This is a genomic window from Marinobacter panjinensis (genome assembly GCF_005298175.1).
GTDB classification, from domain to species: domain Bacteria; phylum Pseudomonadota; class Gammaproteobacteria; order Pseudomonadales; family Oleiphilaceae; genus Marinobacter; species Marinobacter panjinensis.
This window is the reverse complement of sequence record NZ_SZYH01000002.1, coordinates 162,382-184,180: the sequence shown is the minus strand read 5'-3', so window position 1 is coordinate 184,180 and position 21,799 is coordinate 162,382. Positions and strand designations below refer to the sequence as shown.

At 57.7% G+C, this 21,799-nt stretch carries 22 protein-coding genes; 12 read left to right on the top strand and 10 right to left on the bottom strand.

Translation table 11 applies throughout. The annotated features are described in order from the left end of the window. Positions 1-34 precede the first annotated feature (34 nt). On the bottom strand, positions 35-772 hold the full coding sequence (locus FDP08_RS17160) for a response regulator (protein ID WP_137437514.1): 738 nt from the start codon (positions 770-772) through the stop codon (positions 35-37). 299 nt (positions 773-1,071) lie between these two features. Between FDP08_RS17160 and FDP08_RS17155 the strand changes: the two genes are divergently transcribed. Together FDP08_RS17155 and FDP08_RS17150 are read left to right on the top strand one after the other, a co-directional pair. After that, a complete protein-coding gene (locus tag FDP08_RS17155; RefSeq protein WP_137437513.1) occupies positions 1,072-1,836 on the top strand; it encodes a GNAT family N-acetyltransferase in 765 nt (254 codons plus the stop codon). 36 nt (positions 1,837-1,872) lie between these two features. After that, positions 1,873-2,679 (top strand): lysophospholipid acyltransferase family protein, encoded by an 807-nt coding sequence (locus FDP08_RS17150; protein ID WP_137437512.1) that lies wholly within the window; start codon positions 1,873-1,875, stop codon positions 2,677-2,679. 2 nt (positions 2,680-2,681) lie between these two features. Here the strand turns inward: FDP08_RS17150 and FDP08_RS17145 are convergent, their stop codons facing one another. From FDP08_RS17145 to FDP08_RS17130, 4 genes are all read right to left on the bottom strand, one after another. Next, positions 2,682-3,140 carry an FKBP-type peptidyl-prolyl cis-trans isomerase gene (locus FDP08_RS17145; RefSeq protein WP_137437511.1) on the bottom strand — a complete coding sequence of 153 codons (459 nt, stop codon included), beginning with the start codon at positions 3,138-3,140 and terminating at the stop codon, positions 2,682-2,684. Then, positions 3,140-5,347, bottom strand: coding sequence for an acetyl-CoA hydrolase/transferase C-terminal domain-containing protein (locus FDP08_RS17140; protein ID WP_137437510.1), 2,208 nt, complete (start codon positions 5,345-5,347; stop codon positions 3,140-3,142). The genes FDP08_RS17145 and FDP08_RS17140 overlap by 1 nt, the downstream gene beginning before the upstream one ends. Positions 5,348-5,514: 167 nt before the next feature. Next, a complete protein-coding gene (locus FDP08_RS17135) occupies positions 5,515-5,829 on the bottom strand; it encodes a hypothetical protein (RefSeq protein WP_137437509.1) in 315 nt (104 codons plus the stop codon). Positions 5,830-6,084: 255 nt separating this feature from the next. Beyond that, entirely contained in the window at positions 6,085-7,122 is a 1,038-nt protein-coding gene (locus tag FDP08_RS17130) for an NADP(H)-dependent aldo-keto reductase (protein WP_137437508.1), read from the bottom strand. A 116-nt stretch (positions 7,123-7,238) separates the two neighbouring features. Between FDP08_RS17130 and FDP08_RS17125 the strand changes: the two genes are divergently transcribed. Then, positions 7,239-8,480 (top strand): glycosyltransferase family 4 protein, encoded by a 1,242-nt coding sequence (locus tag FDP08_RS17125; RefSeq protein WP_137437507.1) that lies wholly within the window; start codon positions 7,239-7,241, stop codon positions 8,478-8,480. Further along, the gene (locus tag FDP08_RS17120; RefSeq protein ID WP_137437506.1) at positions 8,446-9,018 is read left to right on the top strand and encodes a phosphatase PAP2 family protein; all 573 of its coding nucleotides are present in this window, start codon (positions 8,446-8,448) and stop codon (positions 9,016-9,018) included. The genes FDP08_RS17125 and FDP08_RS17120 overlap by 35 nt, the downstream gene beginning before the upstream one ends. Here the strand turns inward: FDP08_RS17120 and FDP08_RS17115 are convergent. Together FDP08_RS17115 and dinB are read right to left on the bottom strand one after the other, a co-directional pair. Continuing rightward, positions 8,976-11,102, bottom strand: a complete 2,127-nt coding sequence (locus FDP08_RS17115) for a tellurite resistance TerB family protein (RefSeq protein ID WP_137437505.1) — start codon at positions 11,100-11,102, stop codon at positions 8,976-8,978. The genes FDP08_RS17120 and FDP08_RS17115 overlap by 43 nt on opposite strands. Before the next feature lie 82 nt (positions 11,103-11,184). Beyond that, complete coding sequence (gene dinB, locus FDP08_RS17110; RefSeq protein WP_137437504.1) at positions 11,185-12,249, bottom strand: DNA polymerase IV; 1,065 nt, start codon at positions 12,247-12,249, stop codon at positions 11,185-11,187. 114 nt (positions 12,250-12,363) lie between these two features. Here dinB and FDP08_RS17105 point away from each other — a divergent pair, with 114 nt between their 5' ends. From FDP08_RS17105 to FDP08_RS17070, 8 genes are all read left to right on the top strand, one after another. Continuing rightward, entirely contained in the window at positions 12,364-12,642 is a 279-nt protein-coding gene (locus tag FDP08_RS17105; protein WP_137437503.1) for a DUF1244 domain-containing protein, read from the top strand. After that, entirely contained in the window at positions 12,642-13,031 is a 390-nt protein-coding gene (locus FDP08_RS17100; RefSeq protein WP_137437502.1) for a HopJ type III effector protein, read from the top strand. The genes FDP08_RS17105 and FDP08_RS17100 overlap by 1 nt, the downstream gene beginning before the upstream one ends. Continuing rightward, complete coding sequence (gene minC, locus FDP08_RS17095; protein ID WP_137437501.1) at positions 13,028-13,792, top strand: septum site-determining protein MinC; 765 nt, start codon at positions 13,028-13,030, stop codon at positions 13,790-13,792. Before FDP08_RS17100 ends, minC begins: the two co-directional genes overlap by 4 nt. Before the next feature lie 65 nt (positions 13,793-13,857). After that, positions 13,858-14,670, top strand: coding sequence for a septum site-determining protein MinD (gene minD, locus FDP08_RS17090; RefSeq protein WP_137437500.1), 813 nt, complete (start codon positions 13,858-13,860; stop codon positions 14,668-14,670). A 3-nt stretch (positions 14,671-14,673) separates the two neighbouring features. Beyond that, positions 14,674-14,928, top strand: coding sequence for a cell division topological specificity factor MinE (minE, locus tag FDP08_RS17085; RefSeq protein WP_137437499.1), 255 nt, complete (start codon positions 14,674-14,676; stop codon positions 14,926-14,928). Between the two features lie 201 nt (positions 14,929-15,129). Continuing rightward, positions 15,130-15,864 carry an START domain-containing protein gene (locus FDP08_RS17080; RefSeq protein ID WP_137437498.1) on the top strand — a complete coding sequence of 245 codons (735 nt, stop codon included), beginning with the start codon at positions 15,130-15,132 and terminating at the stop codon, positions 15,862-15,864. A gap of 70 nt (positions 15,865-15,934) precedes the next feature. Next, complete coding sequence (locus tag FDP08_RS17075) at positions 15,935-16,426, top strand: CBS domain-containing protein (RefSeq protein WP_137437497.1); 492 nt, start codon at positions 15,935-15,937, stop codon at positions 16,424-16,426. Between the two features lie 20 nt (positions 16,427-16,446). Then, positions 16,447-17,832 (top strand): PhoH family protein, encoded by a 1,386-nt coding sequence (locus tag FDP08_RS17070; protein ID WP_206077327.1) that lies wholly within the window; start codon positions 16,447-16,449, stop codon positions 17,830-17,832. 91 nt (positions 17,833-17,923) lie between these two features. Here the strand turns inward: FDP08_RS17070 and FDP08_RS17065 are convergent, their stop codons facing one another. The 3 genes from FDP08_RS17065 to FDP08_RS17055 all read right to left on the bottom strand — a co-directional run bounded on the left by FDP08_RS17065 (position 17,924) and on the right by FDP08_RS17055 (position 21,795). Further along, positions 17,924-18,505, bottom strand: a complete 582-nt coding sequence (locus tag FDP08_RS17065; RefSeq protein ID WP_170979085.1) for a porin — start codon at positions 18,503-18,505, stop codon at positions 17,924-17,926. A 126-nt stretch (positions 18,506-18,631) separates the two neighbouring features. After that, positions 18,632-19,984, bottom strand: a complete 1,353-nt coding sequence (locus FDP08_RS17060) for a sigma-54-dependent transcriptional regulator (protein ID WP_137437495.1) — start codon at positions 19,982-19,984, stop codon at positions 18,632-18,634. Then, a complete protein-coding gene (locus FDP08_RS17055; RefSeq protein WP_137437494.1) occupies positions 19,981-21,795 on the bottom strand; it encodes a sensor histidine kinase in 1,815 nt (604 codons plus the stop codon). Before FDP08_RS17055 ends, FDP08_RS17060 begins: the two co-directional genes overlap by 4 nt. Positions 21,796-21,799 lie beyond the last annotated feature (4 nt).

Below are 21,799 nucleotides of genomic sequence, written 5' to 3'. Positions count from 1 at the left end.
CAGCCCGGACGGGCCAGCGCCAGAGACTGAACAGTCAGGCTTCCTTTACGAACAGATAGCCTTTGCTGCGTACGGTTTTGATGCGCCTCGGATGAATGGGATCATCACCAATTTTTGGCCGTATCCGCGAAACCCGGACGTCGATCGAACGGTCCTGGCCATCGTACTCGATCCCTCTCAGCGCGGTAAAAATCTCCTCACGGCTGAGAACGCGGCCGGCGTTACTGGCCAGCAACCACAGCAGGTCAAACTCTGCACTGGTCAAATCAATGCTGTCATCGTTCAGCCACGCCTCGCGCATGGAGCGATCGACAATCAGGTCATTGAACTGCAACCTGACAGGTTCCTCGCCACTGCCCTCTTCGGCAGCCGCCGAACTGTTTTCGGTGACTCGCCGCAGCAGGGCACGGATTCTTGCCAGCAACACCCTGGGCTGAACCGGTTTGCCAATGTAATCATCGGCGCCCATTTCCAGGCCGAGCACCTGGTCAAGGTCGTCCGTGCGGGCAGTGAGCATGATGATGGGGCCGGGATAGAATGGCCGGGCACGCCTGCAGATCGAAAGCCCGTCTTCGCCGGGCAACATAAGATCAAGCACGACCAGATCAGGCTGCTCCTGACGGATACGCTCTACCGCTTTGCCACCGTGGGTTTCAAGAGCGACCGTCAGACCATTGCCTTCCAGATACTCCCTGGTCAGCTCCGCCAGTCTCTCATCATCTTCGACTATAAGAATCCGCCAACTTTCGTTCGTCTGTTCCACGCCGTCCATCTCTGATTTTGTTTTTCCGGTTTTTGAAGCTTCCGGCCAGGTTCACCCCACCTGGCCGGAGAAGAATCGTATGTCAGAAGATCTGCCACGCAACTGACAATACAGACTACCTCCTGTAACAGCAATTATACATGCTATTCAGAAATATACATGGAAGCGCCCGTTCGTTACAGCCCGTGACAAACGTCACAGTCTAGTTCCTGCCCCGGCCGGTGTCACAAAGTTGTCACCCGCGGTTCATTTCGATGTCACACCGAATTCATAGCCTTGTCCAAAAGAGGACCCAAAGAGGCATAGCCATGAACGCCCAGACAGCCCGCCTATCCCGCCCGCCCCGCCGGCTTAAAACCATAATCACCCGGCAGCCGGATCTAGTCGAATCCGCGCAAAGATTGCGATATGACGTATTTTCGGAAGAGTATGGTTCGGATCTGGGTGCCGCAGTTCCCGGAATCGATGCGGACGAGTTTGACCCATTCTGCGACCATCTGGTCGTCACAGACGACAACACCGGCGAGCTGGTAGCGACCACGCGAGTACTTCATCACAGCAAGGCCCTGCAGGCCGGCGGCTTCTATTCCGAGGGTGAATTCGAACTTTCTTCGCTGTATCAGCTTCCGGGAACCGTTGCCGAACTCGGGCGTACCTGTGTACACCCCGACTACCGCACCGGTGCCACCATCAGCCTGTTGTGGGCTTCGGTGGCGGAATACCTGGTGTCGCGGAATGTGGACTATCTGATTGGCTGTGCCAGTATCGGCATGTCTGATGGTGGCCTGAAAGCCTGGCGGATAGCGCGCTACCTGCAACGCGAATTCCTGGCCAACGAAGAATACCGGGTAACCCCGTTGCGGGCGCTGCCCCACCTTACCCACGCCGTCAGTGAGGACCGGCCGGTCGATGTGCCGGCGCTGATCAGGGCCTATATGCGGCTCGGTGCCCGTGTGTGCGGAGAGCCGTGCTGGGACCCGGATTTCCGTTGCGCAGACCTGCTGGTGGTGCTGGATGTCAACAATCTGGCCAGCCGCTACAGCCGCCACTTCATGCGTAAACAGGGCCAGTAAGTGATCAGAACCAACATAATAACCCGGGTACCGGCCATGGAATTGCTACGTCTGACCACTCGACTCACGCTGTTTGCCGGCTTTCTGGCCCTGACGGCCTCCCTTGCCGGTGCCCTGCTGTTAACTGATGCTCTGTTCCGCAGCCGGATCGACCGCGCGCCCTTCGCCCGTTTTTGCTTCAACGGTGCCAGCCGCTGCCTGGGCTTTCGCGTGTCGGCACAGGGTGCGTTCAGCCCCAGGCCCGTGCTCTATGTCAGCAATCATATTTCCTGGTCCGACATTCCGGTGCTCGGCGGCATGGTACCCCTCAGATTTCTGTCAAAGGCGGAAGTGGGTCGTTGGCCGGTCATCGGTTGGCTGGCAGCTCAGGCCGGCACACTGTTTATTCAGCGCGGCAGTGGTATGGCAGGGCAGACACGCCGTGAAATCGCCGACACGCTCATTCGCGGGCAATCAGTGCTGGTGTTCCCGGAAGGTACCACCACCGCAGGCATGACGGTTCTGCCGTTTCACAGCCGCCTGCTTCACGCCGCAGCCGATGCCGGGGTGGATATCCAGCCAGTCAGTATCGGCTACCTGCGGAGCGGGCGTCCGGACCATCTGGCGCCGTTTATCGGCGATGATGAATTTCAGCACCACCTGGTCCGCATGCTGCGCCAGCCGGCCGTTGAAGTGGGCGTTATCGCCCACCCCGTAGTCTCCCTGAGCGACGGCTGCGACGTGTCGGAGATAACCAGGGAATTGCAGAAAACCGTTCAGCAAGGCCTGCGGGAGATCCAGGCCGGGCGGCTGTCAAACCGGGAAACGGCCGGGCCGACGGCAGTTGCCGGCCCGGAGGTGTAACGTCAGCTCAGGGGATGGCCGGCGTTGATTTCTTCTTCCGTGGCTTCCCGCTTGCCGATAATTTCCAGGTCAAAGTAGAGCGTGAAACCAGCCAGCGGATGATTGGCATCGACCCGTACCAGGTTACCGTCGATACTCACCACCTGGACCACCTGTGCGGTATCACCGGTATTGGTCTGGAACTTCATCCCCACCTGCAGGTTTTCCACGCCCTCAAACATGGACCGGGGCACCGTGCGGATAAGCTCCGGATTGTGCTCGCCATAGGCCATGGCGGGCGGCACGGTGACCTCCAGGCAATCCCCTACGTTGCGGTCTTTCACCGCTTTCTGGATGCCTTCAATGATTTCCGGACTACCCTCCAGGAAATACAGCGGCTCGCTGCCCTCGGAAGTGTCGACCAGCTCTCCTACTTTGTTCTTGAGAACATAATGAACGGTAAATACGGCAGGCTTTTGCATCAGGCAGTACGGTTTCCTGTTTCCGGTGTATCAGTCAGATTCAGTGCGTGAATAACCAGGCGTTGATCCAGCCTGGCTTTCAGCCCTCTGGGATTGTCCAGGCTCATGCGCTCCAGCAACGACCGGTACCGACCCTGGTCGTCCTTTGCCTTCACTGCACGCCATAACGTTGCCAGTTTACCACGGCGAGTTGCCGTTGCGGCCTTCAGGGTCTGCAACGCCTTGCCCAACCTCAGTTCTTCATCGGTAAAATCCCTGCCAAACGGGAACGGAGGAAATACCTCTTTGTCACCAGCCGCCTCGATCGCGGCCTGAATCGCTTCCGGCGTATTGTTGCACCACTCTGGAGGCAAACGGAACGACGCATCCACTTTCCCGGCGTTCTGGGCCTGTGTCAGCAAGTCCTGCTGGAACCGGGAGTCGGCAATGCGGATCAGGCGCAGGTATACCTGCTCATCGGACTGACCACGCAGGTCCGCGATGCCATATTCGGTAATCACGATGTCCCTCAGGTGGCGGGGAATGGTGCAGTGGCCGTAACTGAACACGATGTTGGACAGGGTTTTACCGGCAGAATTACGGGTGCTGCTCAAAGTCAGCACAGACCGCGCCCCCGGCAGCTCGTGGGCCATGGCCACAAAATTGTACTGCCCCCCTACGCCACTGACCACGCGACCATCATCCAGACCGTCGGAGACTGCGGCTCCGCTGAGGGTATACATCATTGCCGAGTTGACGAAGCGGCTGTGAACCCTCTGTGCAACCTTAAGGCGCTGATTGCCAAAGGCGTGATCGTAAAGATGGTTGATGTAGTTCACGCTGGTCATGCAGATACGCTGCCGATCCTGCGGCGGCATGTCCCTCAGGCGCTGATAGAACTGTTCCGGCCCGACATAGAAACCGCCATGGAGGACAACACCCCCGGCCAGCCTCTCCCCCAGGGCCAGCGATGCAATCGCCTGCCTGGCGTCTTCACTGTCCAGGTCCGGTTCAAGCGACTGGTCGCTGATTCTCAGGCGCCCTCCCTTGAACTCCACCCCGGAATGAAAGATGCCATAACGACAGAGCCACTCCACATCGCGGGCCCGCAATGGCGAGACAATCAGTTTTTCACGGCGCAATACGTCCAGTGTGTCCAGCGAAACAGTGTGAGCCAGCTCGCCCCGGTTGATCAGCGTCTGCAGGCCGGCATGGTCGAATACTTCCCGGTCAAGTACTCCGGCTTCCATCAGGTAGACGAATCCGTCCACCATCATTTCGCTGCAACCGTACAGGCCCTTCGTGAACGTGCCGGTGCCGCCGTACTCATTAACCACCGGAAAGCGCTCGGCAATTCCGAGGTGGTCAAACACCTTTTTCCAGTGATCGTTATCTGTGTGCCGCAGGATTGTACTGTGGACCAGCGCTGCCCCCAGCGATCCGATGCCCACCTGGAGGGTGCCGCCGTCTTTCAGCATTGCGCTGGCATAGAATCCGATCAGGTGATCTTCCGGACTCACCGACATCTGCGGAGCCGAGAACAGCGGATAGTCAGAGGAAGCCTGCTCAAGAACAATATCAAAACGAGACTGCTCCACTGCAGCATCGTTACCCATATAGGGGAGATGGCTATTGGTTTCTGCCACGATCGCGACCGGCATTCCCGCCTCTTCCCGCTCCCTGAGCAAGGGAATCAGGTCGAGGGTCAGGTCCGGATTACAACTCAGGCTGAAGGTGCCCTGTTGCTCCGGCTCCGTGGGGGGCGCCACCATCTGTCCCACCACATTGACACCCAGCGCCATCAGATCACGGACGGCGTGGGTGTAATTGGTACAGACGTAATTTCGCTGCTGGGTCTCATTGTTGAGGAAGGACCCTGCCTTGAAAAAGAACTCCGACACTTTCACGTTATCCGGCAGCTTTTGCTGAATCACATCCCGCGCGTACTCGAGTTCCGGAATCTGGCCGTAGAGCCGCTCGGCGAACGGCCCGAGGAAGCGCTTCTCCAGCGACGAACTTCCACCCGGAGCGGTCAGGGACAACGCAGTCACGATGTGCAACTGAATGGATGAATCGTCCCTAGCGCGCTGATACAGTGCATTGACGAAGCGGACAGGTTTGCCAAGACCAAGAGGCAGACCGAGCGTGATCTTTTTTCCCACCCGACGAATCAACTCGTCCACACACTCAGTGCTATTTTCCAGCGTTACCGGTTGTTCCTTTGCCATGGCCATGCTCCGTTTCTGTGCGTGAAAATGCCTTCGACAGGGATAATCACATGCGAAAACGCCTCAGGCAATGAGCCTGGTCATATAAACGTCAGATCGGAAGGGTTAATACAAGGACGAATAGCTGAAATCGGTTCGCGGTGCGGGAAAGCGGGTCCTGGAGCCAGTCAGAAGTTCCATTTGAGGTTGAGACAGGCGCCTTCCTCAAGCAGTGCAATACCGTGGTCCGGCCGGGCACGGTCGGAGGCATAGGTCTTTTCCCGGGAATCTGAGCGGCTGAAACCGAGACTCAACAAACGGGAGCCCAGGTTGGTATACATGTCTACCTCGTCGCTTTCAAAATCACCCGACATCTGGTCCTGAAGCTGGTAGATATCTTCAGCAGGCATTTCGTCGGCAAAATAGCGCTCATTGGCTTCGGCGCGAACCACGAAAGCGATCATGTTGAGGGCAAGGAGTGCGATGAAGATACGGATAATCATGATTATTCTGGCAGCCTGTTAGCGAAACGGAAGTCTACTGTCACGTAATGCTTAAGTCTAATGATTAATGGCCAGAAATATGTGATTTCGCACACACTTATGACGCCTTTTTGTCACGGAACCGCAATGGTTTTGTCAAAAAGTCATCTATTTCAGTTTCAGACTGTAATCATGGCCGCTATCCCGTATCTTTTAACGACATGAGATAGCAGGTGCCGGAAAACTGACTATCAAGGAACCGTAACCCCGGCACTGCTACGGGCAGGGGTAGGTGTACTCCCTGTTAAGGTCTTCAATCGCCTCAAGCACATCATCATCCAGGGAAACAGACGTCGATCCCAGATTTTCCCGAAGCTGGTCAAGGGTGGTGGCTCCGATAATATTGCTGGTGACAAAATCACGGCTGGTGACATAGGCAAGCGCCATCTGCACCGGGGAAAGCCCATGGCTGGCCGCGAGGTCCACATAGGCCCGGGTAGCGTCGGCACCCCGGCCGCTGGTGTATCGGGTGAACCGCTCAAACAGGGTCATCCGGGCGCCCTCGGGGCGTTTGCCATCCAGGTATTTGCCGGAGAGCATACCGAATGCCAGGGGCGAATAAGCCAGCAGACCGACCTCTTCGCGACAGGCGATTTCCGCCATTCCCACTTCAAAGGTACGGTTGAGCAAATTGTAGGGGTTCTGAACGCTGACAATCCGGGGCCAGTTGCGCTCCCGGGAAAGGCGCAGGTACTCACTGGTTCCCCAGGGTGTTTCATTGGACAGGCCAATCTGGCGGACCTTGCCTTCCTTCACCAGTTCAGCCAGCGACTCGAGCGTTTCCTCAATGGGCGTGGCCTGCTCATCCGCATTGTGCTTATAGCCAAGCTTGCCAAAAAAGTTGGCATTTCGGTCCGGCCAATGCACCTGGTAGAGGTCGATATAGTCCGTCTTGAGCCGGCGCAGGCTGTCTTCGCAGGCCTGGCGGATATGGTCCCGGGTCAGGCGGGGTCCATGCCGCAGATACGTCAGGCCATTACCCGGCCCGGCCACCTTGGAGGCAATCACCAGATCATCCCTGCGCCCGCGTTTCGCCAGCCAGTTACCCAGATACGTTTCCGTCAGCCCCTGCGTTTCAGGCCGTGGCGGCACCGGGTACATCTCGGCCGCGTCAATAAAATTGACGCCTTCGGCTGTTGCCAGATCCAGTTGTTCGAACGCCTGCTGCTCAGTGTTCTGCTCCCCCCAGGTCATGGTGCCCAGGCAGATCTCGCTGACATCAATATCGGTCCTGCCCAATTTGCGGGTTTTCATGCTTCCTCCATATTCGATGATGAAAAGGTAAAGAGTCGATCGCTGAAAGGGTAAAGGGATTGTCACGAAAGTGTCCCGGAACTGTCATGCCGGATTTCCATAGTAGAGGCATGAAAATGCACAGCGCAGGAAACATCGTGACCGGAACCACCCAGGCCCCAGGGCGCAGGCTTCACATTACCATCGTTTCCGAGACCTTTCCTCCGGAAATCAATGGCGTGGCCAACACCCTCCGATATCTGTGCCTGGGGCTGACGCGGCGCGGGCACCGGGTAACGGTATTCCGCCCTCGCCAGGGCCATGAGGCAAAAGGCGAGTTCTCCGAAGCAGGTGAATGCCTGTTCTCGCAGGAGTATGTCGTTACCGGCCTGCCACTTCCGGGTTATGGCGAATTACGATTCGGAATCGCCCGCGCCGCATACCTGGCCTCTCTCTGGAGGCGCCAGTGCCCCGACGCAGTCTATGTAGCGACTCAGGGCCCCCTTGGTGTTGTCGCGGTTTCAGCGGCCCGGAAGGCGGGCATACCGGTCAGCTCCGGTTTTCACACCAACTTCCATGCCTACAGCCGCTATTACGGCGCCGGCTTTCTGGAAAAACTGCTGTGCGCATACGGCCGCTGGTTCCACAACCGGACCGCCCTTACCCTGGTGCCCACCCGGAAAATAGCCCGCACCACTGCCGACATGGGCATTCACCCTACCTCTGTCTGGAGCCGTGGCGTCGACTGCAGGCGTTTTGCGCCTCACAAGCGCGACCCGGCATTGCGACAACAATGGGGGCTGCAACCCAACGACCGGGCTGTTCTCTATGTCGGCCGACTGGCCCCGGAGAAGAACCTGCGAATGGCCGTGTCCTGCTTCGAGCGCATTCGAGGCTTGCATCCCAACGCCAGATTCATCCTGGTGGGTGATGGGCCGATGCGCAAGCGTCTGGCCGAGCGCCATCCGGACTATGTTTTTGCCGGCACCCGCCGGGGCGAGGACCTGGCCCGGCATTATGCATCCGGTGATATTTTCCTGTTTCCCAGCAAAACCGACACCTTTGGAAATGTGGTCACCGAAGCCATGGCCAGCGGCCTCGCTGTCGTTGCTTTTGATGATGCTGCCGCCAGCGAGCATATTCGCCACGAGGACAACGGCATGAAAGCCCACCTGCTTGACGACGAGGGCTTTGTAGACCACGCCCTGCGACTGGCTGATCAGCCAACACTGATGAACAAAATTCGTGCCCAGGCGCGCCTGGATGCACTGGAACTGGACTGGGCGGCACAGATCGATCAGTTCGAGCGTCTGATACTGAACCAGCCACAAAGGACTCACCACAATGCCCTCAAACACCAAAGCATCTCGCTTCTTTAGCTTGGTGGATCAGAGGGAGTTTGCCTTCTGCCAGTCCATCAACCGTAGCCTGAGGTTCCGCCCGGTTCAGGGGTACTTCCAGGCAGTGAGCCGGTTGGGCGACGGCTGGCTGTGGTATCTGGTAATCCTGGCCATGCCATTGATCAGGCCGCAAAACGGGATGGCCATCGCATTGCTGATGGTGATCACCGGGCTGACCTGCACCATCAGCTACAAGCTGTTGAAACGCTGGCTGATCCGCGAGCGGCCATTCATTTCATTCCCATCCATCAACTGCGGCACTCCACCCCTTGACCGGTACAGCTTTCCCTCCGGCCACACATTACACGCTGTCTGCTTCAATACTGTGCTGGCCATGACCACGCCAGAGCTGGCCTGGCTGCTCCTGCCATTTACCCTGAGCGTCGCCACTTCCCGTGTGGTACTGGGGCTGCACTACCCCAGTGACGTCGCCGCCGGAGCCCTGATTGGCGGTAGCCTGGGTCTGGTTTCGGTCTACACCATTGGCGAGCCGCTGTCGGTCCTGCTTGCAGCCTGAACAGTAACGCCCGGCCCGGGCCCCACCCATCCCCGGCAGAGGCTACAGGCTGCAAGCTCGCTCTGGGGGTCAAGATTCAGAGCCCTGGCGATGCACTCCAGAATGTACTGTTCCGGTACCTGGAACACGCCGTCCGCATACCCGGTGGCTGCACTCAACTGAACCATCAGCCCCGCCAGATACTCGCTACCTCTCAGCATCTGTAATGCTTGTAGCATCTCGTTTCTCAACTCTTCCGCGTCCTCCTCACGCCAGCGCTCGACCTGCTGCATCATCTCTTCCATTCCGGCGTCTACCGTGAAATCCAGCAGGTTATGTTCTGCCATTTTGTTAAGCGTGTCCCGCAGAACATCCCGCTCGGCATGATCCAGCAGTCCATCAGCCATAGCAGACGACGCAGCAACTTTCGTCAGCAGGTTTTTCAACATGAAGGGTGCCAGCTTACCCGCCTCGATCCTCAAGTCATGGCTGTTGCGATCAATATAACGACAAACCCGTTGAACCGGACTGCGATAGCGGTTTTGCCGATACCAACCAGGGACCAATGCACCAATCAGCGCGGCGGCCACCGTACTCTGGACAATGAACTGCACTACACCCGCGACACTCGCATCCCGGAACTGGGGCGCCTTGGTTCCCTCGAACGGGGGAAAACCATGCATGGCGCTGTAACAGATATAGGCACCGACAACACCGATGATGCCCAGGGCCAACGCATCAAGCCATCGCCTGTAGCGGGCCGGCCAACGCCGCCATTCAGTATCACAAACCCAGGCAACACCGAACCCTATGGCAAACGAGAGGAACAGGTAGGGAAAGGACCAGGAAAGGTCGACAACCAGTTGGTCAAACCCTGCCTGATAAGTCTTGCCGTCAAAAACGTAACGGGTGAACCGCAACGCGGAGATCACAACCAGACTGGCACCGACTGCCAGGACGCCAGAGAAAACATAGCCACTCCAAGGACGGCTGCGGTTTGCCTCGATATCGGCAAATCGCCAGCGGCTTTTGGGAAATGTGCCGGCGTGAGCCGATACGCCAAAATTGGCCCCCATCAATAGCGCGAAGAATACGACGGTCCCGAAAGGCGCTCCATTCCCCCCCTCGATGGTGTAGCGGATAAATGACACCGCCATAAAAGCCGCCATTGCAATCGCAACAACCTGTAGCAGCTTTGCCATGCCAAGCGATTCCGGTTCATCGTCCGGAACTTCGAACCCGAAGGTTTCCAGTGCGCGCCGACGTGCTCCCGGTCCGATCTCGATGTCCAGCACTGCATGGGCCAGAAGGCGACACAGCCTCATGAACAGGTCGCGCCCGTCGCTCACCAAGGAATCCCTGAGGTCTTTTTCGATACGCTGCGGGCGCCCTCCCAGCTCCTCCAGCCGTCGATAATAAGCGGCAATTCGTGAGCTGAGCGTGGTGAACTCCATACTCAGGGCCTCATACTCGCCCTCTCGCTCCTGTATAAAACGGTGATAGCGCGAGCGGCCTTCGTGCCAATGCCTTACCTCATTGATCAATGACCAGGCCGTTGCCCAGGCGAAGGCCGGAGAGGCATGGTCATCTGTTAACTCGCCACGATTTGCAGGAATGTCAAAGGCCTTGGCATCCCGCTCCATCTCGTCAAATTTCATCGGAAAAATATGGTAAGGGGCACGGTACATCTGATGGGCAAGCTTGACCGCGTGCCCGGGTATTTCCGCCAGGTCCCAGAATATCTGCAGCAGCTTATGGTCTACTTTCTTCAGCACCGGAAAGTTCGGCAGCAACGCGGTGAAAATCAGTGCAATCGTCAGCGGGCTACGGAAGAGGTCGCCACCCTCCATCTCGGATCCAGCGGGCCATCCCAGCAGTGGCAGTATCCGGTCAACCACTTCCGGCGATACCCAGGCAAAGAACGTAACCAGCCAGTAGATCAGCACCAGGGCGCCGGAATACAACACAAAGCAACCATTGAAGCGCCATCGAGTGGTGGAGCTGCGGTTGGATACCGGTGTGTTGAACCGGCCATAAGCATGAAATATGACAAAAAAAGCCCCGAGTCCGAACTCGAAGGCTTCAGAGGCCAATAAACTGTCCATAGTTCAGGCTCCGTGTGCCCTGTTAAAAAGATAGCACCCTGAACTAAAACAGCCAAATAACGGCCAAACCTTCTTTTACGGGTCAGTCGAACAGCCGCAACTGCATAACCGGCGACTCGTCGTTGCGGAACCTGACCCCAAGCCCCAGCAGACGCACCGGGCGCCCTGTATCGGTAACCAGTTCATCCAGCAGTGGCTGGTAATCTTCCAGCCCGGGCTCCCGGATCTGCTCCCGAACCCGCTCCAGGGTGTGAGTGGAAAAGTCGCTGTAGCGGATCTTTATGAACAGCTTGTGGATGGGCTTGCGGGCGGCCTTGCGGTTGAGCCTCAGATTCAAGTCTGCCACCAGTGACGCCATAACCGACTCGCAGGCGCGCTTGTCGGGAAGATCCTGGGAAAAGGTGCGCTCTACGCTGACGGATTTGGCAATGCGGGACACCACCACGTCGCGGTCATCCCGGCCAAAGGCCATTTCCCGCAGGCGATAGCCCTGCTTGCCAAATTTCTCCAGCAGGACCTCGGCGGCAATGTTCTGCAGGTCACCACAGGTCGTAACGCCCAAACCATGGAGTTTGCCGGCTGTGACCTGCCCGACCCCGAACAGTTTTTCAACTTTGAGGCCCTGCACGAAGCCATCCACGTCCTGCGGGCGGATAACAAACAGGCCATCGGGCTTTTTCCAGTCACTGGCGATCTTTGCCAGAAATTTGTTGGGAGCCACCCCTGCAGAGATGGTGATTCCCACTTCGTCCTTCACCCGCTGCCGCAGATACTGCGCCATCAGGGTCGCGCTACCCTTGTGATCACTGACGTCGCTGACGTCAAGAAAGGCCTCGTCCAGAGATAGCGGCTCCACCAGGTCGGTCAGGTCCCGCAGAATGGCCATCACCTGTTTCGACACCGCCCGGTAGCGGGCCATATCGGTCGGTACGGTGACCAGCCCCGGGCAAAGGCGCCGCGCCTCGCCACCGGGCATGGCAGACCGCACCCCGTAAGCCCTCGCTTTATAGTTGCAGGTGGTGACCACGCCACGGCCACCCTCACCACCGACCGCCAGGGGAACGTCGCCCAGGGATGGATCGTCCCGCATCTCCACCGCGGCGTAGAAACAGTCGCAATCTACATGGATAATCTTGCGCTGGGCCATGACTCTTCAATCAAGTAAATTATCTGTACATATGTACAGCCTTGTATCTTACGGTAACATGCCGAGAATGTCAGGAGCTCACAACGTCAACTCCATAAACAGGTGCAAGCGACCATGACGAACCCTATCCCGGAACAATCACAGACAGAAATCGAAGCCGCCGCGTTTCGCAAACTGGTCAGTCACCTGCGTGAACACACCGAGGTGCAGAATATTGACCTGATGGACCTGGCCGGATTCTGCCGCAACTGTCTCTCCAAATGGTATCGCGCAGAAGCCACGGAGAGAGGCTTCGAGCTATCCGATCCCGAGGCCCGCGAAATCGTTTACGGGATGCCTTACGAGGAGTGGAAAGCCCGTTATCAGCAAGGCCCGAAGAGGGATCACGGCTGATGAACCTCAATGACGCGGTTCGCATACACCTGGCGTCCGTAGATGCCGGCCACGGCGACTTTGACGACACCCTGGCCCTGATTGACCGGTTTTTCGAGTACCAGCCCACCGGGTTCCACAACGGGCCGTTGTACAATGGCGCTGGCGAGAATGCCGGCTCCTGCCGGGTATTTTCTCTGGCTCAGTACTGCAACCTGAACGAAGCAGACACCTTGCGCCTGTTTGCGCAGCATTACCGGCAGGTTCTTGATGAGCCCGCGGGGGAGAGCCACGGTAATATCCGGCAGTTTATCGGCACCGGCTGGTCCGGTATCCGCTTTGACGGCCCGGCACTTCGCAAGCGCCCGGCTACCACTCAGGACGACACCACGGAAGAGACCCACCCATGAGCGAGACCGCCGTATCCGGGGTAAAACAATGTTTCCAGCTCAAGAGTGCCAGCGTGTCCATGACGGCACTGGAGCTGTATTTCTTCGACGACGAGGAATTCGAAAGCACTCTGCGGGACAAAATCAGCCAGGCCCCGGGCTTTTTCAAGGATATTCCGCTGATCGTCAGCCTCGAGAAGTATGAGGGCCTGAGCAGCGAACTGGATTTTTTCAAGATTATCGGAACCTGCCGCCGTCACAATATTCATGTGATCGGCGTGCGCGGCGGCAACGACGACCAGCGTCGACTGGCGCGGGGCGCATCCCTGGCGCTGCTTCCTGGCGGCAACCAGAGAGACCGCGAAATCGACACCGGGCCGGACACTGAGACCACGGAGGCCATCGATAGCCCGACACCGCCACGAGTGGAAAACCATGGCGAACCCGCGCCCGCCAGAATCATCAACCAGCCGGTGCGCTCTGGCCAGCAGGTATACGCCCCGGACGGTGACCTGATCATTCTTGCGCCAGTACAGGCCGGCGCTGAAGTGCTGGCAGCGGGCAACATCCATGTGTACGGACCACTACGCGGCCGGGCCCTCGCAGGCATTCATGGTGCCGAGCACGCGCGGGTATTCTGTCAGTCTCTTGAAGCAGAGCTTGTGTCCATCGCCGGACACTATAAAATCTCCGAAGATCTTCAGGACAACGGCTGGAAAACCGCCGTCCAGATCCAGCTCAGGGAAGACCTGCTGGTGGTAACGCCACTGGAAAAGGCCTGATCAGAACGTAACTACCCGCACAGGCGGGGAAAACGATGAATCCACTGCAAAACAGGAATGCAACCTTGGCTAGAATCATTGTCGTTACCTCAGGAAAAGGTGGCGTAGGTAAAACCACAACCAGCGCCTCTATCAGCACCGGGCTGGCAAAACGTGGCCACAAGACCGTGGTCATTGATTTTGACGTGGGCCTGCGCAACCTGGATCTCATCATGAACTGCGAACGCAGGGTGGTGTACGACTTCGTGAACGTGATCCAGGGCGAAGCCACGCTGAACCAGGCCCTGATCCGGGACAAACGGGTTGATACCCTCTACATCCTCCCTGCATCCCAGACCCGGGAGAAGGAGGCGCTGACCAGAGAGGGTGTCGAGAAGGTCATCAACGAGCTGTCCGAGCGCTTCGATTATATTGTCTGCGACTCCCCTGCCGGCATCGAGCACGGCGCGCTGATGGCCCTGTACTACGCTGACGAAGCGGTAGTGGTCACCAACCCGGAAGTGTCTTCGGTGCGGGACTCCGACCGGATTCTGGGCATTCTGCAGAGCAAGTCCCGTCGCGCCGAAATGGGACAGGATCCGGTCAAGGAACACCTGCTACTGACCCGCTATAACCCGGACCGGGTGGCCAGGGGCGAAATGCTGTCGGTGGCAGACGTGGAAGAAATCCTCGCTATCCCCCTGCTGGGCGTGATTCCTGAATCACAGATTGTACTGAACGCCTCCAACCAGGGGCTTCCGGTGATTCTTGAGGAAGACAGCGACGCCGGGCAGGCCTATGATGATGCTGTTGCCCGTCTGTTGGGTGAGGAGCGTGAGCACCGGTTTATGTCATCCCAGAAAAAGGGTTTCTTCTCACGGATGTTCAAGGGGGGCTGACGGATGAGTTTCTTCGACTATTTCAAGAGTAAGAAGGACAACCGCTCTGCCAGTGTTGCCAAGGAACGTCTGCAGATAATCGTTGCCCACGAACGGGGCCAGCGCGAACAGCCCGACTATCTGCCAGCATTGCAGAAAGAGCTGCTTGAGGTCATCCGCAAGTACGTTCAGATCAGCGATGATATGGTTCAGGTGGAAGTCGACCGCAACGACAGCTGTTCAGTGCTGGAACTGAACGTGACCCTGCCGGAGCACTGACCGGACCCGCGCTTTTTCCTCCGACTTCGGCAGGGAACCTGCCGGAGTCGTTCACTCTGCCCATTCTGCCCATCAAATCAGGCCAAAAGTTACCTTCAGAATTTCAGTCAGTTACCCAGTTCACAATCCCCCGATTACATCCGCAAAGCAACACATCACCCATGATAGACTCGCCCGGACATTTCCAAGGATGTGAAACCTATGCATAACCTGAAGGCCCCGGGCATCAACCGTCGGGTTTGGGCGTTGACCACGCTGTTGATGACGACCATTGTGTCCGCCATGGTCTCGGCCACTGCACTGGCGCAGCTGCCGGATGAAAACACCGACGGCTGGAGCCTTCGCAAGGAAACCGACAACATCCGGGTATTCACCATCGACCAGCCCGCTTCCAGCTTCCAGGCCTTCAAGGCCGAGGCGGTTCTCGACGTGCCCATCGAAAATCTCATGGCGGTGATGGTCAACCCGAAGTCCTGCGTGGAATGGGTGCACAACTGCTCTGAATCCTACGCCTTCGGTGACGGCAGCTTCCATGACCGCTACGCCTATTCTGTCAATAACATGCCCTGGCCAGTCACCGACCGGGATTATGTCATTCGCATTCGCACGCGCGGTGATCAGGCCACCGGTGAAATTGTAATGGACCTGAATGCGATCCCCGACGGGCGCGAGAAAGAAAGCGATTACGTCCGGGTCGATAAGTCCGACACCCTCTACCGGTTCATCCCCGAAGGCGACCGGACCCGTATGATCTGGGTACAACACACCAACCCCAACGGGTCGATTCCCGGATGGCTGGTCAATACTCTGCTGGTGGATATACCCATCCGCTCAATTGAGCAACTGGAGCGCGTAGCCCGGCGAGACCGTTATCAAAACCATGAACTGGTCTATGATGATGGAAAACTGAAAGATGTGGTTCCGGAAACCCAATAAGGGGATGACTAGCCAGTCAGTAGCAGCTAAGCTCTTTTACAAAGGACCTGTTAACGGAGCCCAATCGTAAATGACCGTTCTCGCTTACGAGATCATGACCCCGAGCATCAAGGCCGTACCCCAGTCATGGACGATGGACCGGCTGGCAAGATTCCTCACCGACAACGAGATCACCGGCAGCCCTGTTACCGATGAAACCGGTGAGATCGTCGGTATCGCCACCCTCAAGGACATCACCGAATTCCGCTGGAACGCCAGCCGCTCCGAAACCGATACCCGCATGACGCCGGAAGAGGAACAGGAAGCCAGGCGCCTGCGGATGGCCATTTTCGAGGAAATGGGCAAGGTACCGGTGGAGGTTCGCGATATCATGACCCCCATCGTTTTATCGGTTGACGAGCAAACACCGGTGCGCGACATTGCAGATATAATGATGCGTGAACACCTGCACCGGATTTTCATCACCAAGGATGAAAAAATCACCGGAATCGTAACCACTTATGACATGCTCAAACTGATCTCCGACCAGGAGCTCACCAACCGCTGTGCCGGGAACGGCTGACCAGAGAGGTATCACACCCTATGCCAAGAGCACCGCAGGCTCGCAGAAAGATGTATGTCCTCGACACCAACGTCCTCATCCACGACCCGAACGCCCTCCTGAATTTTGAAGAACATGACGTCATTATCCCGATGACGGTCCTTGAAGAACTCGACAGTCTCAAATCCGGCAAGCAGGCGGTCGCCGCAGACTGCCGCCAGGCCATACGCAACATCGACAAGCTGTTGGGAGACGCCAGCCCCGGAGACATCGAGAAAGGCGTTCCCATTGTGCGCGGCAAGAAGGCAGAGCCCCTGGGGGCACTGTCGATACTGATGAGCACTGAGCATCATGGCAATCATGCCCTGCCGGAACACCTCAACGACAACAAAATCATAAACACCCTGGCCGCCCTGCAGGCCCGCCACAAGTCCCGCGATATCATCCTTGTCAGCAAGGACATCAACATGCGCCTGAAAGCCCGGGGCTTCGGTGTGGAGGCCCAGGACTACCACAACGACATGCTGCTGGACGACATCGACCTGTTACCCAAGGGCTACAAGGAGTTCGCCAATTCCTTCTGGGACACCATCGAAAAAGTGGAAACCATCCAGCGGGAGGGCATCACCGAACACATCCTGCGTCGCGAGGGCGACCTGGCCAAGCTGACGATCAACGAGTTCGTGATTGATGAACAGGGTTTCGTGGGTAAGGTGTCTGACCTGAGCGACGATCAGATCGTTATCCGTGACTTGCATCAGCACGATCTGATGAATGAGGAGGTTTGGGGCCTGGTGCCACGGGACATCTACCAGGCCATCGCTCTGAACCTGTTGCTGGATCCGGATATCCACCTGGTGAACCTCACCGGCTCCGCAGGCTCCGGAAAAACCATCCTGGCCCTGGCTGCCTGCATCGAGATGACCGTTGCCAGCAAGATCTACAAACGCATTATCGCTACCCGCAGCACCCAGGGGCTGGACGAGGATATCGGTTTCCTGCCCGGCACCGAGGCCGAGAAAATGGAGCCCTGGCTGGGCGCCATTGTGGACAACCTGGAAGCCCTCCACGAAGACGACGAGAATATGACCGCCAGCGTGGATTACATCCTCAGCAAGGTGCCCCTGCACTTCAAATCCATGAACTACATTCGCGGGCGCAGCTTCCAGCACAGCCTGATCATCATCGACGAGTCCCAGAACCTGACACCACACCAGATCAAGACCATCATCACCCGTGCCGGCAACGGCTCCAAGGTGATCTGTCTGGGCAACCTGGCGCAGATCGACACCCCGTACCTGAGCGCCCTGAGCTCAGGCCTGACCTACATGACCGAACGCTTCAAGAGCTTCCGCCATGGCGGGCATATTCACCTGCAGGGCGTGCCCAGGTCGGTACTGGCGGAATACGCGGAAGCAAACCTCTGATCGTTCAGGTAAACGCAAAAAAGCCGCACCGGGAAGCCGGTGCGGCAAAGTGGGGGTTATTCACCCGAGCACAACAAAAGATGCGTGCCGCTCAGAACTTGAGGCGGCCCCCTACCAGCACAGTGCTGACATCGTCAAAGTCTGCGCCTGAGCGATTCAGGGAATGGTTGTTGTACCCGGCATAGGTCTCAAACCATTTGATCGGGGTAAAGACATAACCTACCCCGAGGGTTTCCGCCGAATCGCCCTTTTCCGCCCGGTCTTCCGTTTCCATGTAGTGAATATCGAAGGCGTGCCTGCCGATTTTGTAGCCCAGTTTGGCGAGATAGAAATCGGCATCCGGATTGGCCGGGTTATCGTCGCTGGTGGTTGAGTAGGCCCCCGTGAGGTTGATACCGCTGCCATGCAACCATGACAGTGAGCCTCCCATTGTTTCAGTATCTCCAGCTACACCACCAATATCCCTGACGGAATACCCCAACGCACCGTCAATCTTGCCGCCAAACTTACCAGAGAACCTGACGCCAACTTCCGTCACATCATCATCGCTGCCAAGGAGGTAGATTCTCTCAGGAGCGCCCTGCGTGGTGGCGTTTTCGATTATATTCTCAAACCCCTGGTCTTTGAGCGTCTCGAGGAGGCAGTCAGCCGCTATCGCGACCACCTGCAGCACCTGTCGGGCCTCGTGCAGGTCGCCCAGAAGGAGGTTGATGTCCTGCTACCCAGAAGTGGCGACTCCTCCCCGCCGAAGCGGCCGGAAAGACGTTACCACATCTAGATCAACGGCCTGTGGTGCGGCTCAATCCTTGAACTGCGACTTATCAAGCCCGTGCTTTTTCATCTTGTCGTACAGCGTTTTACGGGCGATGCCGAGTTGGACCATGGTGTCCTTGATGCTGCCCTGGCGGGCATTCAGCGCGCTGATGATCGCCGAACGCTCAAACCCGTCCATCATTTCCGACAGGGTCTGGCGCGCCGCCACATCAGCGGTGGCGGACGAGTCGTCTTCCTTCAGTGCCGCTGGCCCCAGCAGCACGTAACGTTCTGCCAGGTTGCGCAGTTCCCGCACATTGCCCGGCCAGGAATGCTGCATCAACCCTGCTGCCTGGCTGGCATCGAGTGGAATACTCTCGCGGTCATACCGGGCCGCTGCGATCAGTACGAAGTGGTGAAATAGCAGCGGGATATCTTCCTTGCGCTCACGCAACGGCGGAATATCCACCTTCACCACGTTCAGCCGGTAGTACAGGTCGGCCCGAAACTCACCTTCGTCACTCAGTGTTTTCAGGTCAGCCTTGGTGGCAGCAATGATGCGCACATCCACTTCCTGCACCTGATTGCTACCCAGGCGTTCAACGCGCTGCTCTTCGAGTACCCGCAGCAGCTTCACCTGAAGCGCCATGGGCATGCTTTCCAGTTCATCCAGGAACAGGGTGCCCTTATGGGCATACTCGATTTTACCAATGCGGCGTTTGTCCGCGCCGGTAAAGGCGCCGGCCTCGTGGCCAAAGAGCTCGCTCTCGATCAGGTGCTCCGGCACCGCGCCACAGTTAATGGCCACGAAGTTGTGACTACTGCGGGGGCTGTTCTCATGGATATACCGTGCAATTGCATCCTTACCGGAGCCGGTCTCCCCCTGCAGCAGAATATTGGCGGAAATATCCAGAATCGGATCAATGGTCGCCACCACCTTCTGCATGCTCGGAGAATTCCCCAGAATCCGCGGGCCAGGCCGTGCCAGCTGCTTCAACTGAGCTTTCAGGCGACGGTTTTCCAGGGCCAGGTTACGTTTCTCCAGGGCGTGGCGCAGCAGTTCAAGAAGCTCGTCCTCATCAAACGGCTTCTCGATAAAATCATAGGCGCCACGCTGCATGGCAGTCACCGCCGTGCTTATGTCGCCCTGCCCCGTGAGTATGATCACCGGGATGGTCTCATCCACAGCCCTTACCCGGTCCAGCATCTCGATGCCATCCATACCCGGCATGTTGTAGTCACACAACACAACGCCGTCATACTCGGGTGTTATTTTCTCCAGGCCGGATGGAGCATCCTCAAAACAGGCCACCGGCATGTCTTCAAGGGTAAGGGTCTGGGCGATTGCCTGGCGTATGTGCGGGTCGTCATCCACAAAGATTACCGATATGTCTGTCATTCCGTGGTCTCCCGCTTCTTCAGAGTTAGCACAAATTCCGCACCGGGGCCGTCACTCCGGTTGCGCCCTGTCAGACTTCCGCCCAGGGCGTCCACGATCTGGCGCGATATTGAAAGGCCCAAACCAAGTCCCTGCTTGACCGACTTGGTGGTAAAAAAGGGCTCAAAAATCTGCTCGCTGTTACCCGGCAAACCGGAACCACTGTCTCGCACGACACACCGCCAGTTCTCATTGTCCCCATCAATATCAATCGTAATCTTCTGCTGTTCAGTGCCATCTACAGCCTGAACCGCATTGGCCAGAAGGTTCACCATCACCTGCTCGATGCGTATCAGGTCACCGTGACACATTACCGGAAGCTCCGGGCGGTTCCAGCGGATATCAATACCGGAACTGTTGTCCTGGGCTGCGATGATCTTCAGCGAAGCATCTACTGATTGCCGCAGGTCCACAACAGTGGGTGGCCCCTCGGATTTGCGGGCGAAGACCTTGAACTGACGGGTAAGCTCGGCCATTTTGTCGCACAGACTGACGATCTCAGCGAGGTTGGCCTCCACCATCTCGGATGCGCCCTTTTCGAGGAAGCGCCGGCTATTGCGGGCATATGTCTGAATGGCTGTCAGCGGCTGGTTCATCTCGTGGTTCAGGCCAGCCGACATCTGCCCCAGCACGGCCAGCTTGGCCGCCTGAATCAGCTCCTGCTGGGTCTCACGCAGCTCATTCTGGGTGCGCTCACGTTCGCGCACCTCTTCCAGCAACTGCTGATTCGAACGCTCGAGATCCACTGTCCGCTCCGCGACACTGCGCTCCAGTTGCTCCCCACGAAGCGCAAGTTCCGCTTCACGGCGATATCTCTCGCGCAGGTACAGCCAGGTAAGCAGACCACCGAAGAACACGACCATTCCGGCCACTACAAACCCGAGACGGGTCCAGAGCACGGGCCGAGTGCTCACCATCACCTGCAGGGTCCAATCCAGCCTCGGCAACGGGGTTCTGATACTCAGATATTCCCGGGCCACACCCTCTTCCATCACCCGGATTTTGCCAGACTGCGCGGACAATCCGGGGGGCTTCTCCAGCACTTCAAAATCGATGGGGCGCAACTCCCGGTTCGGGTATCGCCGATGGGAGGCCTTGCCGGGCGCAGCCGATTCCGGGCCATTGAAATCCCGGTACAACCACTTGGACTTGCTGGCCAGAAAGCTGATACCGGCCGGATCCAGCACCACCATCTCGGCTTCCCGTAACGTGGCAGGCCGGTGCCACTGGGACTCAAGCTCCTGCACCAGCACCTTGACTGCAATAACCCCCAGAATGTTGCCACGTTCGTTACGAACGGGATGGGAGAAATACAGGCCGCGAACACCGGACATCGAGCCCAGCGCGAAATAGATGGCCGACTCACCGGTCTCCATGGCATCACTGAAATAGGGCCGGAAGTGGTAGCTCTGGCCTACAAAACTGTCGTTCTGCAGATAGTTACTGGCCGCGATGGTCAGCCCGGTTGTATCCAGCAAATATACATCGGAACTGCCGACAATGGTCGCCATCCGCTGCATTTCTACATTGGCCTGCAGGATGATCCGGGCCGCGTCAGGCGAACTCAGTGCCTCCGCCAACAACGGATGCTCAGCCATCAACTCGGGTATTGGCAGATAGCGATTGAGTTCGTTGGCCACGAGCTGACGGTAACGAAAGGATTCTTCCAGGCTTTCCTGCTCTACCTGTCTGTAGCCGACCCAGCCACCCACCGCCCAGGAGACCAGAAGAGTCAGGCAGAATATGAGGACAGCGCCGATCCGGTAGGACATATAA

What these genes read in the sequence shown, in the direction of transcription:
- FDP08_RS17160 (WP_137437514.1), bottom strand. Translation starts at nt 772, where the DNA reads ATGGACGGCGTGGAACAGACGAACGAAAGTTGGCGGATTCTTATAGTC.
- FDP08_RS17155 (WP_137437513.1), top strand. Translation starts at nt 1,072, where the DNA reads ATGAACGCCCAGACAGCCCGCCTATCCCGCCCGCCCCGCCGGCTTAAA.
- FDP08_RS17150 (WP_137437512.1), top strand. Translation starts at nt 1,873, where the DNA reads ATGGAATTGCTACGTCTGACCACTCGACTCACGCTGTTTGCCGGCTTT.
- FDP08_RS17145 (WP_137437511.1), bottom strand. Translation starts at nt 3,140, where the DNA reads ATGCAAAAGCCTGCCGTATTTACCGTTCATTATGTTCTCAAGAACAAA.
- FDP08_RS17140 (WP_137437510.1), bottom strand. Translation starts at nt 5,347, where the DNA reads ATGGCAAAGGAACAACCGGTAACGCTGGAAAATAGCACTGAGTGTGTG.
- FDP08_RS17135 (WP_137437509.1), bottom strand. Translation starts at nt 5,829, where the DNA reads ATGATTATCCGTATCTTCATCGCACTCCTTGCCCTCAACATGATCGCT.
- FDP08_RS17130 (WP_137437508.1), bottom strand. Translation starts at nt 7,122, where the DNA reads ATGAAAACCCGCAAATTGGGCAGGACCGATATTGATGTCAGCGAGATC.
- FDP08_RS17125 (WP_137437507.1), top strand. Translation starts at nt 7,239, where the DNA reads ATGCACAGCGCAGGAAACATCGTGACCGGAACCACCCAGGCCCCAGGG.
- FDP08_RS17120 (WP_137437506.1), top strand. Translation starts at nt 8,446, where the DNA reads ATGCCCTCAAACACCAAAGCATCTCGCTTCTTTAGCTTGGTGGATCAG.
- FDP08_RS17115 (WP_137437505.1), bottom strand. Translation starts at nt 11,102, where the DNA reads ATGGACAGTTTATTGGCCTCTGAAGCCTTCGAGTTCGGACTCGGGGCT.
- dinB (WP_137437504.1), bottom strand. Translation starts at nt 12,249, where the DNA reads ATGGCCCAGCGCAAGATTATCCATGTAGATTGCGACTGTTTCTACGCC.
- FDP08_RS17105 (WP_137437503.1), top strand. Translation starts at nt 12,364, where the DNA reads ATGACGAACCCTATCCCGGAACAATCACAGACAGAAATCGAAGCCGCC.
- FDP08_RS17100 (WP_137437502.1), top strand. Translation starts at nt 12,642, where the DNA reads ATGAACCTCAATGACGCGGTTCGCATACACCTGGCGTCCGTAGATGCC.
- minC (WP_137437501.1), top strand. Translation starts at nt 13,028, where the DNA reads ATGAGCGAGACCGCCGTATCCGGGGTAAAACAATGTTTCCAGCTCAAG.
- minE (WP_137437499.1), top strand. Translation starts at nt 14,674, where the DNA reads ATGAGTTTCTTCGACTATTTCAAGAGTAAGAAGGACAACCGCTCTGCC.
- FDP08_RS17080 (WP_137437498.1), top strand. Translation starts at nt 15,130, where the DNA reads ATGCATAACCTGAAGGCCCCGGGCATCAACCGTCGGGTTTGGGCGTTG.
- FDP08_RS17075 (WP_137437497.1), top strand. Translation starts at nt 15,935, where the DNA reads ATGACCGTTCTCGCTTACGAGATCATGACCCCGAGCATCAAGGCCGTA.
- FDP08_RS17070 (WP_206077327.1), top strand. Translation starts at nt 16,447, where the DNA reads ATGCCAAGAGCACCGCAGGCTCGCAGAAAGATGTATGTCCTCGACACC.
- FDP08_RS17060 (WP_137437495.1), bottom strand. Translation starts at nt 19,984, where the DNA reads ATGACAGACATATCGGTAATCTTTGTGGATGACGACCCGCACATACGC.
- FDP08_RS17055 (WP_137437494.1), bottom strand. Translation starts at nt 21,795, where the DNA reads ATGTCCTACCGGATCGGCGCTGTCCTCATATTCTGCCTGACTCTTCTG.